This window comes from Corynebacterium sp. MSK039 (assembly GCF_030232315.1).
In the GTDB taxonomy this organism is placed as follows: Bacteria; Actinomycetota; Actinomycetes; order Mycobacteriales; family Mycobacteriaceae; genus Corynebacterium.
The window spans coordinates 32,134-47,572 of the sequence record NZ_JASPJL010000010.1; the positions used below are offsets into that span (position 1 = coordinate 32,134).

Genomic DNA, 15,439 nt, shown 5'->3' on the forward strand with positions numbered 1-15,439 from the left:
TTCTCTCTAAGTGGAGCTAAGGGGATTCGAACCCCTGACCCCCACACTGCCAGTGTGGTGCGCTACCAACTGCGCCATAGCCCCTTGGTGCGGATCTAAAGATACCCCACCGGAACACAACCCACCAAATCGGTGGCCGTGAGGGCCGAAAAACCGACCCTCACGCTGCGGTTATTTAATTCTTGACCACGTCCGGAACCCAGGACTGCGGCATTCCGTCCTTGCCGGTCTTAATGTCGAGCTTCTGGCCATCCACCAGGACGATCGGCGAGGACACCTGGCCAACCTTCTTCTTCAGGACCTTCGCGTTGGCCTCGCCAACCTCGACGCCCTTATCCTCCAGCTCGCCATTCTTGATCTTCTCGATCAGCGAAGCGTCCAAGTCATATGCCGAAGCAGCCTGCGCCAGGTCCTCGTAGTCCCAGGTCCGTGCAACGGTCTCCTGCTCGAGCATGGTGTAGTTGTGGAAGTTCCAGAACGCCTTGACGTTGCCGGTCTCAGCGATGGCGTATGCCACCGCAGCACCACGGGTCGACGGACCACGACGGCCGTCGTCCAGGAAGTTCAGGAAATTAAAACGAACCTTGAGCTTGCCATCGGAGACGGCCTGCTTGACGTCCTGGTGGTCTGCTTTCACCAGGTGGGAGCAGTACGGGCAGGAGAAGTCCTCGTAGATGTCTACGACGGGGGCGTCCTTGTCGATATTCTTAGAAGCCAGTTCGACGACGTTATCCTTCGCGGTGATGGTGAAGTTGACGTCCTCCTGAGGCATGTTCGCCGCGATGTCCTCCTTCGCCCCACCGCGGGTGACGACGATGCCGATAACGACAGCCGCGATCACCAGAACGGCGATGATCGTCCACATGAAACCGCTGCCACCCTTTTGATCGGGGGCCTTAACCTTCTGGCTCACTCAAACTTCCTTTCGGACCTTCACATGCGCGCCATTCGCCGGGTGCGGGGACGCCCAAATGGACGGCCGGTTCCCGGCCTATCGTCGCTAACCCTAGTGATTCATAAGTCACAAAATCCACTTGGGAGACCCCAAAACCCCAGGTTGACAGGAAGCTGTTACCCACGGCCATAAGCTGCCAGAGTTCCCACAGCTTCACTTCGTCGTGGCTGCGTGCATGTTGGCGTACATGTTATTGACAGGAATTTTTGACCTTCTGGCAAGTGACGTAGCTCACCGACGTATGTTTAGACCATGGAAGAACAAACTTTTGCCTCACAGTTGAATGATGTGTTGGGCACAATCTCGGGCTTCGTGTGGGGGCCCTGGCTGCTCATCCCCCTCCTCTTCGGTACCGGTCTGGTCCTCACGATCCGCATGCGCGGCGTCCAGTTCCGCAAGCTCGGCGTCGCTCTCCGTCACGGGCTCCTGGACCGCGACGACGAGGGCGGCGAAGGAGATATCTCCCAGTACCAGGCCCTGACCACAGCGCTGGCCGCGACCGTGGGCGTGGGCAATATCGTCGGTGTTGCTACCGCTTTGTCCATCGGTGGCCCCGGCGCGCTGTTCTGGATGTGGGTCACCGGCCTGGTCGGCATGGCATCCAAGTACGCCGAGGCCTTCCTGGGCGTTCGCTTCCGCACCACGGATAAGAAGGGCAACATCTCCGGTGGCCCGCAGCGCTACCTGGAGCACGGCATCAAGGGCGGTCTCGGTAAGTTCCTCGCCTGGTTCTTCGCGATCGCCACGGTCATCGCTTCCTTCGGCATCGGTAACCTCACCCAGGCCAACGCTGTGGCTGAGGGCCTGAAGGATACTTTCGACATTGACCCTCGCCTGACCGCGGTCTTCCTCTTCGTCGGTGTCGGCGCGGTGCTGATGGGCGGCATCAAGTCCATCGGTACGGTGACTTCCGGCTTTGTGCCGATGATGATTGTGATCTACCTGGGCGGCGGCATCATCGTGCTCATCAAGCATGCCGCTGAGATTCCGGCCGCGTTCGGCATGATCTTTAGCGACGCCTTCACCGGCACCTCTGCGGTGGGCGGGTTCATCGGTTCGTCCATCATCATCGTGATGCAGATGGGTTTCGCGCGAGGCATCTTCTCCAACGAGTCCGGCATGGGTTCCGCCGCTGTCGCAGCTGCGGCGGCGAAGACCTCCCACCCGGTGCGCCAGGGCCTGGTCTCCATGACCCAGACCTTCATCGACACCATCATCGTGGTGACCATGACCGGCCTCGTCATCGTGACGACGGGCGTGTGGGAGCTCGGCTCCGACCAAGCGGGCGTGATGACCGCTCGTGCCTACTCCGCCGGCCTGGGCTCCGACTGGGGTGGCATGATCGTCTCCGTCTCGGTGGTCTTCTTCGCCTTCTCCACCCTGCTGGGCTGGTCCTACTACGGTGAGCGCAATGCGCAGCGCGTCTTCGGCGACTGGGCATCCCCCATCTACCGCATGCTCTTCACCTGCGTCGTGGTGGTTGGCGCGACGACGGAGCTGGAGCTGGCCTGGACCTTCGCCGACCTCGCGAATGGTCTGATGGCGCTGCCTAACCTGATCGGCCTGCTGATCCTCTCTGGTCTCATCGCCCGGGAGACGAAGGCCTACCTGGACTTCGACCCCACCCTGCGGGCTACGCCGGAGCAGGTGGAGCAGTTCCTCATCGATTCCGGTAACCCGTGGCGCACGGACCCGAACAGGGCCATCGATGTTCCGCACGAGGCGCAAGACGCCAAGTAGGGCCTAGCCACTGCCCCCGGCTGGCCACGTGGAACCGTGGCCAGCAATGAGTAAAGGTCGGTCCCCACCATCCTGGTGGGGACCGACCTTTAGCGCTACCGGGCGCTTCTCCCCAAACTCACCCGCGTCTCCGAGAAAAGCTGCTTGGGGTGAGGGGGCACTGACTACTGCTTAGCGTCGAAAGTGACCTTCACGGAAGCGGTGTTCTGCTCGTTATCGTCCTCGTGCACCTCGGTGCTGACGACGTAGCGGTCACCGGCCTTCACAACCTTGGCGTCACGCTCCTGCTGGTCGGAGGTCTCCCACTCCTTACCGTCGACCTTGAGGCTGAGCTCGTCGAGGGCCGGGTCATCCCCCTCGATGATCTCGACCTCGAGCTCGGTAGCACCATCGCCAGCCTCGTACTTCAGTTCCTGCTGGCCATCGTCCGTGGTGCGCTTGACCTTCACAGGAGCGAACTCGCCGTCAACAGGCTTCCCGTCCAGCAGGATCTCCGGCTGGCTCAGGTCCGAGTTCTCGTCGGCAGCGTCCGTCGTGGAGGTGGACTCGTCCGCCTTCGCGGAATCCACCGCGTCGCCAGCCTTCTCGGTCGCGGAGCTGGCGGCGTCGCCCGCCTGCTCGGTGGCGTTGTTGACCGTCTCTTCGCCAGAGTCACCGCACGCAGCCACGCCCAGCAGTAGAGCCGGGGCAGCGACGGCAGCGGTCAGCGACTTCAGAACATTGCTCTTAGCGGTGTTAGTCATAAATCCACGCTAACAGACTCTTGCCTTTGCCCTCCGAAACCATATCGGGCTCAACAGTGAATCAGGGCGACTTTCCCCTCAGCAATAACGTGGAGCTAGATCAGCAAAGACCCAAAAAGGAATCCGAAAGCCACCGCAAGAACAATATTCACCACACCCGGGATCATGAACGGGTGGTTGAAGACCGCCTTACCCACCCGCGTCGAGCCGGTGTCATCCATCTCGACCGCCGCGAGCAGCGTCGGGTAGGTCGGCAGCACGAAAAGCGCGGACACGGCCGGGAAAGCAGCGATAGCAGCAACCGGGCCAACTCCAAGCGCCAGCGCCGTGGGCATCAGCGCCTTTGCCGTCGCAGCCTGTGAGTACAGCAGGGCCGCCGCGAAGAAGAGAACCACGGCCAGCAGCCACGGCTTGGTGCTGAGGGTCGCCCCGGCAGCATCCGTAATCTCGTCGAGATGAGCGTTCACGAAAGTCGTCCCCAACCAGGCCACACCGAGGACACACACGCAGGCGGACATCCCGGAGCGGAAAGTTGCCATCTCCAGAATCCGCCCCGGCTCGACTCGGCAGAACACGGTGATAGCCATCGCCGCGGCAAGCATGATCGACATGATCGCCTCGGTGCGCGGCAGGGTCGGGTCGACAATAACCTGCAGGTTATCCGAGATCAGCGCCGCGTAGCTGACCACTGCGACGATGGCGAGCAGAAAGATCAGCACCGATGCCTTGGCACCCGGCTTCTCGGTGTACTGGACCTTTCCCCGGAATTTCACCAGCCCCTTTTCCTTACGCTCCAGGTAGACGGGATCCTCCGAAAGCGGAGTGCCAAGCCAGTTGGCAACAAAGCTGGTGATAATGACCGCGAGGAACGTCGAAGGAATCGCGATCCCAAGCAACGTCAGGTACCCCACCCCCATCGGCTCCAGGATGGAGGCCAGGAACACTACGGCCGCGGAAATCGGGCTGGCGGTGATAGCCATCTGCGAGGCCACGACCGCGATCGACAACGGCCGCGATGGGCGAATCTCGTTTTCCTTGGCGACCTCCGTGACCACCGGCAAAGCGGCGAAGGCGGTGTGCCCGGTGCCCGCGAAAAGCGTCAGGAAATAGGTGACCATCGGAGCGAAGAGAGTGATTCGCTTCGGCTGTTTACGCAGCAGCTTATCGGTCTGCGCGACGAGCCAGTCCATGCCGCCGGCAGCCTGCATCGCGGCGATGGCAGCGATGACGGACATGATGATGCCGATGACGTCGAAGGGAATATCCTCCCCCGTTACCGGCGCGCCAGCGATCGCCAAGGCGATTACACCGAGGCCACCGGCAGCACCGATCGCGATGGAACCGTACCGCGCGCCGAGCACAATGGCCGCGAGGACGATCAGTAGGTGAACCCAAATCATGGTGGCGTTTCTTTCAACTCAACGAGGGTTCGGCTTCCACTCGCCCACTAACCGCAGTACCTATGCGGAGCAAAAGGAAGTTCATAGAACGCTATGAATCGCACAACAATGAGATGAAATGCGCCCTCGGGAACCCGAGAATAACACGGAAAATAAAGTCCACTAAGCCTCAAAAAACAAGACAACCATAATGTGCAGCTCGTCACTATATCGATTTTAAGGGAACCTCAATAAGGTCATACGTCCGATAAATCGGGCTATTTTTCCAGCTCAAGCCATGCGGGTAGCTCTTTTTTCTCCTAGCTCATCGAAGCTCATCCAAAAAGGAGTTAATCCCAAAAGTGATCTCAATAACAGGCGTGACAAGTCACCATCTAACCGCAAACACGGAGACTTCACGCTTGCTTTAATTTCAGGCAGCTTCTTTTAGGAATACCCCCAGGAACTTCCTCACAGCACCCCAGAGCCCTGAACGGCAATTCCCCCATTCCTCCCCTCTCGGTGACTCGTTTGGCGGAGCACCCGCTGGGACATGGGCGCAGTGCTGCGCCATCAGTCCGCCACAAAGGGGGCGAGTTGGCCCCACTATCTGTGGAGCCAGCCCCAACTTAGTTATCCGCGACGGCGTGCGAGCACCAGGGCTCCCGCGCCAAGTAGAAGCACTCCCGCTCCCACCAGGCCGCTAACCGCGACACCGGTCCGAGCCAGAGGCTTATCCGTGGTCGGCGGCACGGTCGTGGTCTCCGTCGGCGGCACGTCCGTGGTCTCGGTCGGCGGAACGGTCGTCGTCTCCGTCGGTGGAACGTCCGTCGTCTCCGTCGGTGGAACGTCCGTCGTCTCCGTCGGTGGGACATCCGTCGTCTCCGTCGGTGGAACGTCCGTCGTCTCCGTCGGTGGGACATCCGTCGTCTCCGTTGGAGGTGGCACCTCGGTCGTCTCCGTGGGCGGTGGCACATCCTTCGAGTTCTTCAGCACAAAGCCGCGCTCCGCGTCACCGCTGACAGAGGACTCATAACCAGGGACGTCGACCTCGAGCACCGAGTACTTGATTTCGGTCCGCTGCTCATCCACCGTCTTATACTTCGGCAGCCCCTCGAACTTCCCGTGCCAGCCATCTTCGGCGGTCAGCTCAAGAGTTTTCCCGGTCTCCTCGCCGTCGGCCAGCAGCTGCACGACGATAGCCTCGGGGCGGTCTTCCTCCGCGTCGCCGGACCATTCTTTCCGAACGTCGATCGACGTCGGCGGCTCGTTGCGCAGCGCAACCTCATACGTCCGGGTAGCCTCGTTGAAGGTCACCACAGGGGTGTGGGACATGTAACCATCGACTGCGTGCTCGACGAAGGTCAACGGGATGGTCTCCCCCGTCTTGGCATCGATCAGAGTCTTCGGATCCGGGTAGTTGCTGAGCTCGGCTTCCCAACCATTGGCCTTGTCGAGCTTCACGGTTTCCAGAACCTTGTCCCCGAGCTTGACATCCAAGAAGAGGTCCTCCGGGCGCTCGGTTGGCTCATCATTAACCCAGGTCTTAGCCACTTTGACGGTCCAGGGGTCGGGTTCGCCGAAGGTCAGCTTGCCGTTATTGGCAATACCTGCCCCCGAGATTCCGGTGCCCGTAGCGGTGTTTTCCACGATCCGCACCGTTGCGAGGCGCTCCGCAATCGCCTTGGCGTCCTCACTCGGCACGGACTTGAAAGCGATATTCTCAGTGACTTCCGTGTTCGGCTCGATCGCCGTATTCGGCCCTTCCTCGGAATAACGCGGAACCTTCCCTTCCTCCGACCAGTTGCTGTGGACGTTGTAGATCGAGCCATCCTGGAACCACTGGCGTGGGCTGCCGCCGAGCATGCGGTCGGTAACCACGACCGAGTGGCCTTCCACAGGCTCGCCGAACTTGTGCTTAATGATGCTCGCGAAATCATCGCCCGCACCAGCGTTCTTACCTCCAACCACGTTGGGGGCCACGTTATCGAAGATCGCCACGCCGCGGTTGACGTGCATGACCGTCGAGCCCGTGGGGCAGTTCCACACGCCACCGCCCTGGGCGCTCACCGGGTGGTTCCCGGCACCAATCAGAAACCCGGGTTTGATGACGTTGTCGCGGATGAGGCCGTTGTAAATCGTCACATCCGTGTTGGTGTCGTTATACATGGCCCCGCCGCCCCAGAAGCCGGTCGAGGTGTTATCTCTCAAATCCGCAGCGTGGAGGGTGGCCTTGGTGGTTCCCATAAAGGCGATGCCGCCGCCCGACTTCGCAGCGGTATTCGACGTGATCTCGGCGCCGGTGATCTCCACCGTGGCATCCCCGGTCGTGTAGATTGCACCGCCACGACCAGTGGATACGTTCTCTGTGAAGGTGGCACCCTGGATCTTCAGCGTGCCACCATGCTGGAATAGGCCACCGCCAAAACCCTTGTAGTCGCCGTTGTTATTGCCTTGGACAAGAACTCCGCCTGACATCGTGACATCGCTATCGATGAAGGCAAGAGCCGCACCCTGCTCCGTCGTGTTCTCTTTCAGGGAGCCGCCGGACATGGCCACCACAGCGCCGTCACCATACACGGCACCACCGCGGCCGTTGTACTTCGGATGACTGACTTTGTTGCCCTGCAGCGTGCCGCCCGTCATCTCGAAGCTCGGTTTTTCGCCATCACGCGCCCACAGGCCAATCACACCGCCATAACGCAGCCCCGAGTTATCGGTGAGCGTCCCGCCCTCGACGCGAACAGTGCCGTTATATGCAGTGATAGGGGCGTATTTTTCCTTTTCCACCCCGGCCGGATTCAGCTCGCCCGTCTCATCGGCAACGGAGTTCTGCGAAAAATCCGCCGTTCCGCCGATGGTCAGCGAACCACCGTCGACGAAGATCACTGGCCCGGTGACCTTAGTGTCCCGAATCGCGCCAGCGTTAAAATTCAGATCACCAGCGACGGCAAACTGCACGCCACGGAACGTGGGTCCCGCCAGGGTCAGCGATCCCCCCTTTTCCACCGTAATTAAAGGGGCACCGGGACCAGTCAGCTGCCCGCTGCCCGTGAGGGTGAGCGCCCTTCCTTCACGTACCGTCAGCGGTTGCGTGCCCTCCTGCGCTTCGATGTCCGACGCGATTGACAGCTCCGCAGAACCACCCGCGTCGAGGGCATCAACCGTGGCAACCATTTCCTCCCACGAATTGACCTCGGCCGCGTGCCCCACTCCCCCCGCCAACCCGATGGTGGCCAACAGTGCGACCAGAATTGCTGCCCAAGACCGATATAGCCGACCCATTGCTACTCCTCTCAAAAGGAAGCGGCGCTGGTTCGCTCTGTACGGGCCAGGATATTCGCCACTACATTCTTAATGTTTTCACATCTGATACCCAGTGACGAATGGCTGCCACATCCAGCGGCCCACACCTCCTACCACCTAGCCCCATTCGGGGCAGATCAACCCGGACTCATCTAGATCGAACCCGGATGTCTCGGTCATCGAATATGCACGACCACAAAAATTTTTCATCGAGAACGCTCTCCGGGCTGCTAGCCTGGGGTCATTCATAAAGAGAAGGCGAGAGACAAGCTCGATGACCCTTCAGCAACCTACCGACGTGCAAGGTGCTCCAGCTTGAACGATGAGTCTTCTTTTTATGTTGTTTCCAGCCGATCAACATCAAGGAGAAGACATGCGCGGCGAGATTTTTTACGACAGCGGCGAGCTCAAATATTTCGGTGGTACGACCACCGATCCGCAGACGGGGCACGTCTACCGCAAGGGTTACGGCATCGAATACTACGAGGACGGCACGCCGAAGAAGGTTGGGACGTTCCAGCGCAGGGGGCTGGTCTACGGCTGCGAGTTTTACCCCAATGGCCGGCTCAAATCGGTCGCGACATACAACGACCCGGACGATGGGCAGTACTATGGCCCCTCCTACCCCGTAACCGGAACCTTCTTCGACGAAGAGGGTCAGGTTCTCCACTCCGGGCCATTCACCATCTCCAAGTCTGGAATCGGCTGGCCGCGCGTGGTCAAGCCCGAAGGCTATGGCTCCCTGGATTGAAGGCGGGCCGCCCCCGCAGCGCCGAAATATGAGGCAGGCCCCATCAGAGTATTCACCAATATAACCGCGCAGGAACGGCAAAACCCCTGGTCACTGTGACCAGGGGTAAAGCCAATCGTGGAGCCGGCGGTGTCTGAAGTCACGACATAGTTGACACGGTGTGCCTGGCAGAACATTCCTGATGGTTGTCACATCAGTCGCGACATCGTTGACACCGACCGATAGCACCGTTGCGGGATGATGGTTGTCACATCAGTCGCGACATCGTTGACACTGACTATGCAAGCGTGGCGCGAAGGCGGGCGGGGATCAGCCAGGCAGGGTGTCAGCCGCTTGCACAGCCCACGATTCAGCACAGGACGAGCTTCTGAGGCCTTGCCGTCGGCGTATGTGCCCCTCCCGCGCCTCACCGCAGAAATCATCACGGAGCACTACATCGACACGTCCCGTGATTATCAAAAACCATACTGGCGAAAAGGGGACCCGCCCCTGGTGTAAAAACACAAAACCGGCGCCGTTGGAAAATAAAAACCAAGGCGCCGGTTTGTCCATCATGTCGCGACTGAGCTGTCAACTATGTCGCGACTGATGACAATCGTGGAGCCGGCGGGAATTGAACCCGCGTCCTTCGCGACTTCGCCAGGGCTTCTCCGTGCGCAGTTCGCTGTCATCTCTGCTCGGCTCTCCGGGTCACGCGAACCAGCCCGGATGATGAGCCCAGTCACTCTCAAGTGTCCCATGCAGCTCGAGTGACCTAGCTGCACAGCAAGCCTCTTTAAACGATGCCGGGTGCTAAGCCAGAGGCTAGCTTAGGCCGACAGACACGCGGTCGCTGAATTAGGCAGCGAGGGCGTAGTCGCGCTGAGTGTTCTCGGCGCTTAGAAATCGCAGCGACGCTTACGGTGGTCATCTGCCTTCACCGGCACGCTTCCCCTAGCTCAATGCACGAAGTCGAAACCATGTCGGCCCCATACAAGCCTGCTGCGGAAGTTGCGTCTCAGCAGGGTGGTTCAGATTACTGCATTTTTCGCTTTTCGTAAAGCGCGTTCAATGCCGTTGCCATCTTTTGCCGCTGCCAGTGCAGCTTTTCCTTCTGCGACCGTCGAGCGTTGCGCACCGCGATGATTCCTACGACGGCTCCCATCACGATGGGCACCCAGAACTTCGGGTGGTCCAGCAGCCAGACGAGCCAGTCTGGCAACTCGGGAAGGCTCGGCAGGCTGGGAAAGTTAATCTCGGGCCATGGGATGGTGGGCCAGTTGATGTCCGGCCACGGAATCTTTGGCCAGCGGATCTCCGGCCAGTCAATATCTGGCAACAGCCCCAGCAGGAACTCAATGACGGCGATGATGGGCGTGAGAATCAGCCCGATCAGCCACACCAAGAACTTGGTCACAACCGGGGCCAGGAGAACGGCCAGGATCGCCCAACCACTCTTACCGAGCCCGCCGAGCAGCGGATAGAGCCAGCGCCGGACAGGCGAAGCCTCCATCTTCGCGGCACGCTCCGCGGCAGGAGTACCGGCCGGTGGATCGAAGAAGATGAAAGAATCCTTGGTTTTCACCCCGACCTGGAGGAGATGCCGGTCGAAAACCGCGGTGTCCAATTTCAACATCGCGGGAGCCGCAGAGACGCCCGGATCGAGCGTTTCGGAAAACTCCCCGTCGGCCACCTGCTTGGGGTCACGCCCCGCCGGCGCCAGCCGGACCTTTCGTTGGCCCAGGCTGCGTTCCCGATAGACGGGCACACCGTGCTGGAGCACGACCACGGGAGGCGCCTCGTATTCGAGAAATGACTGCCACTTCTCGGCGATCTTTCCCCGTACCCCACCATCAGGGCTTCCTTTCTCCCCTTCCGCGAGGGAAGCAGGTCGCTGCTCAGCAGACCGCGACGCGGGTAATTCCCCCACCTCGATCTTTGCGCCGTCCGGTGATTCAAGCTCGTAAAACCCTTCGGAGCTGGCCACCGCGTCAGATTGGGCGTCGTCTTTCGTAGGCAACGGGAACCCCGGGTCAACGCTTCGAATCTCGGCCGGCTGACCGACACATACCTCGAGCTGCCCCAGGCTCGGGTGGCTAAGCCGCCAGTGCTCCACGGCGGTACTCCCTTCGTCTCGACGCCGATAGCGCCTAGCCCTTCATCCCCTTGATCTTGCGCCCCAGCTCGCGGACCACTTCGCGCTCCTCGGTGCGGCGCTTGATGTCCTGGCGCTTGTCGTAGTCCTGCTTACCGCGGGCCAGGGCCAGCTCGCACTTGAGCTTGCCGTCGACGAAGTACAGCTGCAGCGGAACCAGCGTGTGGTTGCCGTCGCGGACCTTGCCCATCAGCGAGTCGATCTCGCGGCGGTGCAGCAGCAGCTTACGCACGCGACGCGGGGTGTGGTTCCAGTAGTTGCCGCGGGAGTACTCCGGAATGTGAAGCCCCCGCAGCCAGACCTCGCCGGCATCGATGGTGGCATAAGCGTCCACGAGGCTGGCCTTACCCTCCCGCAGGGCCTTGACCTCCGTGCCGACGAGCACCACGCCGCACTCGTAGGTGTCGAGGATGTGGTAGTCGTGGCGCGCCTTGCGGTTGGTGGCAATGACAGCCGGGCCCCCACCACGTGGTGCGGAGGCCTTCTTCCCCTTCGATTTCCCGGAGTCCACCGGGGTGCTCTTCTTAGCCATGATTGCTCACACGTTACCAGCCGCACGGCTGGCGAAGCAGTCGAGCTGAGGACGAATGCGCCCAGCTAAGAGGAAGCAGAAGGGCCAGCCGATCCCCCATCAGCCAGCCCCGCCAAACACAACGCTAGTTCTTGACGTACCAGCGCAGTGTGATCTGCGCGGTGATCGCCGCCACCGCGGCACCGATGATGACAAGGATCGGTGCCATCAGCCAGATATCGGCGGTGGTGATCTTCGCGACCAGGTTGGCCCGGTAGACCGAGTCCAGCGCCTTGTCCACGACCAGCGCCTTGCCGGCGAGCATTCCGCCCACCGCGATGACCGCACCGATCACCGCGCCGATGATGGCCTCCAGCACGAACGGTGCCTGGGTGTACCAGCGGGACGCGCCCACCATGCGCATGATGCTGATTTCCTCCCGGCGCGAGTACGCCGCGATCTGCACCATGTTCACGATCAGGAAGATCGCGGCCACCGCCTGCACAGCGGCGACGAAGAACGCCGCGTTACGGATGGAGTCCAGGTTGCGGGTCGCTGCCTGCAGGTCCTCGCCCTGATCGACGACATCCTGAACGACCGGGTTATCGCGCACCGCGTCGATCGGGGCGGTGTCGGTCGGATCCTCCAGCCGGACGTGGAAGGCCGCCGGGAAGGCGTCCTTGCTGGTCTGCTCAACCAGACGCGGGTCGGAGTCTTGGAATAGTTCCACGAAACGGTCGTAGGACTGCTGCTTATTGCGGAAGGTGACGGACTTGACGGCCTCGTCGCCCTCCAGCTGCTCACGGAGCTTGGCGCACTCCGGCTTCGCGCACTCCGGGTCCTCGACCGAGACCTCGTCCTTGAGCTGAACCATGACCTCGATGCGGTCGATGTAAATGTCCTTGGTGCGCTCGGTCATCGTGGTCATGAGGAAACCGGTGGCCAGCAGCGCCAGGGAGATCGCGGTGGTGATGATCATCGCGATCGTCATGGTGGCGTTGCGGGTCAGGCCACCGAAGGCCTCGCGGGTGATGAAGTTACTTCGCATAAGTATTTAAACCTTCCTCGTTGCCCCGGCTTAGTGGCCGACGCCGTACATGCCGCGAGCGTCGTCGCGCACGAGCTCACCGTTGTGCAGTTCGATGACGCGCTTGCGCATGGAGTCGACGGCGACGTCGTCGTGGGTGGACATGACGACGGTGGTGCCCTGCTGGTTGATGCGGTTGAGCAGGTTCATGATCTCGGCGGAGGTATCCGGGTCAAGGTTTCCGGTCGGCTCGTCGGCAAGCAGGACGAGCGGGCGGTTGACGGAGGCGCGGGCGATAGCGACGCGCTGCTGCTCGCCGCCGGAAAGTTCGTGCGGGAAGCGGTTCTCCTTGCCCTGCAGGCCCACGGTCTCGAGGGCAGCCGGGACCAGCTTCTCGATGTCCGGGCGCTTCTTGCCGATCACCTCGAGGGCGAATGCGACGTTCTCGAAGACCGTCTTCTTCTGGAGCAGACGGAAGTCCTGGAAGACGTAGCCGATGCGCTGGCGCAGCTTCGGGACTTCCTTATCCTTCAGCGCGTTGACATGGAACCCGGCGACATGCAGGTCACCAGAGTCCAGCGCCTCTTCGCGGACCATGAGCTGCAGAAACGTAGACTTTCCGGAACCGGAAGGGCCAATAAGAAAGACAAACTCGCCCTTTTCGATCTCTGCGGAAATATTCTGGAGCGCAGGCCGGGTTGAGGTCCGGTAGCTCTTGGAAACGTTATCGAAAGTGATCACGGCTCTAACCTTAGCGAACCAAAGATGAAACTGTTACAGAAGGGAAGCGTGTGACTGCCGAGAAGACAGCGAACAAGCACAGCGACCAGAAAACCGACCGCAGCGAAGAACACCACGAGGAACACGCGCCTGAGAAGGTTGGCGGTTTCCTCGGCTGGGTGGAGCGCGTCGGCAATAAACTGCCAGAGCCCTTCTGGCTCTTCGTCATCATCGGCGGACTCGTCCTCTTCAGCTCCTGGCTGGGCTCACTGGCTGGGCTGAGCGCGAAGGACCCCGAATCCGGCGAAACCGTCGTCGTGAAGAACCTGCTCTCCGCCGAGGGCTTGTCTTCCATCGTCTCCAACGCGGTCGAGAACTACACCAGCTTCCCGCCGCTCGGGCTCATCATCACCGTCATGCTGGGCGTGGCCATCGCGGAACACTCCGGCCTGATCGCCTCGACGGTGCGCGCGGTGGTGAGCAAGGTGGGTCCGAAGAGCCTCACCTTCGTCGTGGCGCTGGCTGGCGTGACCGGCTCCGTCGCCTCGGACGCCGTCTACGTCATCCTCATCCCCATCGGGGCGATGAGTTTCCGCGCGATGGGACGCTCCCCCATCGTCGGTGCGATGGTCGCCTTCGCCGCTTCCTCGGCGGGCTTCAACTCCTCGCTGGTCCTCAACATCACGGACGTGCTGCTCGCAGGCATCTCCACCTCGGCCGCCAACATCGCGGACGCCGAGTACGTGGTCTCCCCGCTGGCTAATTACTTCTTCGTCATGGCTTCCGCGGTCGTCCTCGCGCTGATCATCACCGCAGTCACGGAGCTCTATATCAATAAGAAGGCTCTCGAGCTGGTCGACCACGATCGGATCAACTACGAGGAGCTGACCTTTGGTAACGCCGAGCACGTCGACTCCGAGGGCAGCGCAGCCCTCGACAAGGACGCCAAGGACATGACGAAGGACGAGCTGGAGGCAGACCTCGCCCTCAGCGAGAAGGAGGTCCGCGCCCTGAAGTGGACCGGCGTCGCCGCCGTCGTCTTCTTCGCAGCGTACTTCGCCGCCCTGTTTGTCCCCGGCTCCCCGCTGCAGGGCGAGGGTGGCGCGGTCATGGAAAGCCCCCTGATTACGGACGTCGGCGTCCCCATCGCGGTCGGCTTCTTCCTGCTCGGTGTGGTCTACGGCCTGGTCGCCAAGACCCTGACCAAGTGGCACCAGGTCCCGGAGTGGATGGCCCGCGGTCTAAAGACGCTGCTACCGATGATGGTGCTCTTCTTCGCCGTCGCCCAGTTCCTGGCGTGGTTCACCGAGTCCAACCTGGGCTCCTGGACCGCGATCACCGGCGCGGAGATCCTGCAGAAGGCGGACCTGCCCCCGCTGCTGCTCTTCGCCCTCTTCGTCCTGCTGGTCGCGGGCCTGAACCTGCTGATCACCTCGGGCTCTGCGCAGTGGGCTCTGATGGCCCCGATCGTGGTGCCGATGTTCATGTACCTGGGCTACGCCCCGGAGGTCACCCAGATGCTCTTCCGCATGGGTGATTCGCCGTCGAACATCATCACCCCGATGAGCCCCTACTTCGCGCTGGCGCTGACCTTCCTGCAGCGCTATTACTCGCGCTCGGGCATCGGCACGTTGATGTCGCTCGCGCTGCCTTATGCGACGGCGATGCTCATTGGCTGGTTCCTCTTCTTCGTCGCCTGGTGGCTGCTCGGCATCCCGCTGGGCCCGGGCACCCCAATGGACTACCCGGCCTAAACACTCGGTCCCGCCGGATATCCTTCCGGCGGGGCGCCCCGCACACCGCGCACTCCCCCGCAACTAGGGCGTGCGCGGTTTTTATTTCACTTGATGAAACAGCCCCGAAAAGGGCGTAGATTTGGGTCATGTGGAATGACACGGCTTCCCCCGCGGGGTGCAACACCGGGCATATCGCCCGGTACAGCACCCAGTACCGCGGTGCGCTGAGCCGGGTCACTCAAACCCGGCTGCACGCGCTATCCCGCGATCGTCGTCGCCGACCCGGTGACCGCCCGCCCGTTCTCGCTGTCTAAGACCGCCCCTGCCCCGGCAGCCGGTCCCCCCCTCTTGCCCAGCCCGTTCGAGGCCTTCTTTTCGGCTCCCCCAAAAACCGCAGTGGAGCCAGGCCACAACGGGAAACCCCTCACATAGAGAGA

The 15,439-nt window shown here is 61.5% G+C and carries 11 protein-coding genes, 1 tRNA gene, 1 other RNA gene and 1 riboswitch; of the genes, 3 read left to right on the top strand and 10 right to left on the bottom strand.

What is annotated here, in order from left to right; genetic code table 11:
* Nucleotides 1-11: 11 nt before the first annotated feature.
* Nucleotides 12-84: transfer RNA gene (locus QP997_RS07585), tRNA-Ala, on the bottom strand.
* A 91-nt stretch (nt 85-175) separates the two neighbouring features.
* Nucleotides 176-913: a DsbA family protein gene (locus QP997_RS07590; protein WP_284846745.1), complete on the bottom strand. Its 738-nt coding sequence runs from the start codon at nt 911-913 to the stop codon at nt 176-178.
* Between the two features lie 294 nt (nt 914-1,207).
* On the opposite strand from QP997_RS07590, the gene QP997_RS07595 reads away from it, so the two are divergent.
* Nucleotides 1,208-2,695 (top strand): alanine/glycine:cation symporter family protein, encoded by a 1,488-nt coding sequence (locus tag QP997_RS07595; RefSeq protein WP_148812723.1) that lies wholly within the window; start codon nt 1,208-1,210, stop codon nt 2,693-2,695.
* 164 nt (nt 2,696-2,859) lie between these two features.
* Here QP997_RS07595 and QP997_RS07600 read toward each other — a convergent pair whose 3' ends face one another.
* The 3 genes from QP997_RS07600 to QP997_RS07610 all read right to left on the bottom strand — a co-directional run bounded on the left by QP997_RS07600 (nt 2,860) and on the right by QP997_RS07610 (nt 8,102).
* A complete protein-coding gene (locus QP997_RS07600) occupies nt 2,860-3,438 on the bottom strand; it encodes a lipoprotein LpqH (RefSeq protein WP_148812725.1) in 579 nt (192 codons plus the stop codon).
* Between the two features lie 95 nt (nt 3,439-3,533).
* Entirely contained in the window at nt 3,534-4,838 is a 1,305-nt protein-coding gene (locus QP997_RS07605) for an anaerobic C4-dicarboxylate transporter (RefSeq protein WP_070760644.1), read from the bottom strand.
* A 612-nt stretch (nt 4,839-5,450) separates the two neighbouring features.
* Nucleotides 5,451-8,102 carry a Cna B-type domain-containing protein gene (locus tag QP997_RS07610; protein ID WP_284846746.1) on the bottom strand — a complete coding sequence of 884 codons (2,652 nt, stop codon included), beginning with the start codon at nt 8,100-8,102 and terminating at the stop codon, nt 5,451-5,453.
* A 263-nt stretch (nt 8,103-8,365) separates the two neighbouring features.
* Nucleotides 8,366-8,452, top strand: a riboswitch (SAM riboswitch).
* A gap of 44 nt (nt 8,453-8,496) precedes the next feature.
* Here QP997_RS07610 and QP997_RS07615 point away from each other — a divergent pair.
* Nucleotides 8,497-8,874 carry a toxin-antitoxin system YwqK family antitoxin gene (locus tag QP997_RS07615; RefSeq protein WP_148812729.1) on the top strand — a complete coding sequence of 126 codons (378 nt, stop codon included), beginning with the start codon at nt 8,497-8,499 and terminating at the stop codon, nt 8,872-8,874.
* A gap of 595 nt (nt 8,875-9,469) precedes the next feature.
* On the opposite strand, the gene ssrA is transcribed toward QP997_RS07615, so the two are convergent.
* From ssrA to ftsE, 5 genes are all read right to left on the bottom strand, one after another.
* Nucleotides 9,470-9,844, bottom strand: a transfer-messenger RNA (tmRNA) gene (gene ssrA / locus QP997_RS07620).
* A 45-nt stretch (nt 9,845-9,889) separates the two neighbouring features.
* Nucleotides 9,890-10,969, bottom strand: a complete 1,080-nt coding sequence (locus QP997_RS07625; protein ID WP_284846747.1) for a hypothetical protein — start codon at nt 10,967-10,969, stop codon at nt 9,890-9,892.
* Nucleotides 10,970-11,003: 34 nt separating this feature from the next.
* Nucleotides 11,004-11,540, bottom strand: a complete 537-nt coding sequence (gene smpB / locus QP997_RS07630) for an SsrA-binding protein SmpB (RefSeq protein WP_070758748.1) — start codon at nt 11,538-11,540, stop codon at nt 11,004-11,006.
* A 124-nt stretch (nt 11,541-11,664) separates the two neighbouring features.
* Nucleotides 11,665-12,567: a permease-like cell division protein FtsX gene (gene ftsX, locus QP997_RS07635; protein ID WP_070758749.1), complete on the bottom strand. Its 903-nt coding sequence runs from the start codon at nt 12,565-12,567 to the stop codon at nt 11,665-11,667.
* A gap of 30 nt (nt 12,568-12,597) precedes the next feature.
* Nucleotides 12,598-13,287 (bottom strand): cell division ATP-binding protein FtsE, encoded by a 690-nt coding sequence (gene ftsE, locus QP997_RS07640; protein ID WP_070758750.1) that lies wholly within the window; start codon nt 13,285-13,287, stop codon nt 12,598-12,600.
* Nucleotides 13,288-13,337: 50 nt separating this feature from the next.
* Here ftsE and QP997_RS07645 point away from each other — a divergent pair, with 50 nt between their 5' ends.
* Nucleotides 13,338-15,020 (top strand): AbgT family transporter, encoded by a 1,683-nt coding sequence (locus QP997_RS07645; protein WP_502870443.1) that lies wholly within the window; start codon nt 13,338-13,340, stop codon nt 15,018-15,020.
* Nucleotides 15,021-15,439 lie beyond the last annotated feature (419 nt).

Bases quoted from the DNA above. Each gene is read 5' to 3' on its own strand.
- smpB (WP_070758748.1), bottom strand. From the start codon at position 11,540: ATGGCTAAGAAGAGCACCCCGGTGGACTCCGGGAAATCGAAGGGGAAG.
- QP997_RS07600 (WP_148812725.1), bottom strand. From the start codon at position 3,438: ATGACTAACACCGCTAAGAGCAATGTTCTGAAGTCGCTGACCGCTGCC.
- QP997_RS07610 (WP_284846746.1), bottom strand. From the start codon at position 8,102: ATGGGTCGGCTATATCGGTCTTGGGCAGCAATTCTGGTCGCACTGTTG.
- QP997_RS07595 (WP_148812723.1), top strand. From the start codon at position 1,208: ATGGAAGAACAAACTTTTGCCTCACAGTTGAATGATGTGTTGGGCACA.
- QP997_RS07605 (WP_070760644.1), bottom strand. From the start codon at position 4,838: ATGATTTGGGTTCACCTACTGATCGTCCTCGCGGCCATTGTGCTCGGC.
- QP997_RS07615 (WP_148812729.1), top strand. From the start codon at position 8,497: ATGCGCGGCGAGATTTTTTACGACAGCGGCGAGCTCAAATATTTCGGT.
- ftsX (WP_070758749.1), bottom strand. From the start codon at position 12,567: ATGCGAAGTAACTTCATCACCCGCGAGGCCTTCGGTGGCCTGACCCGC.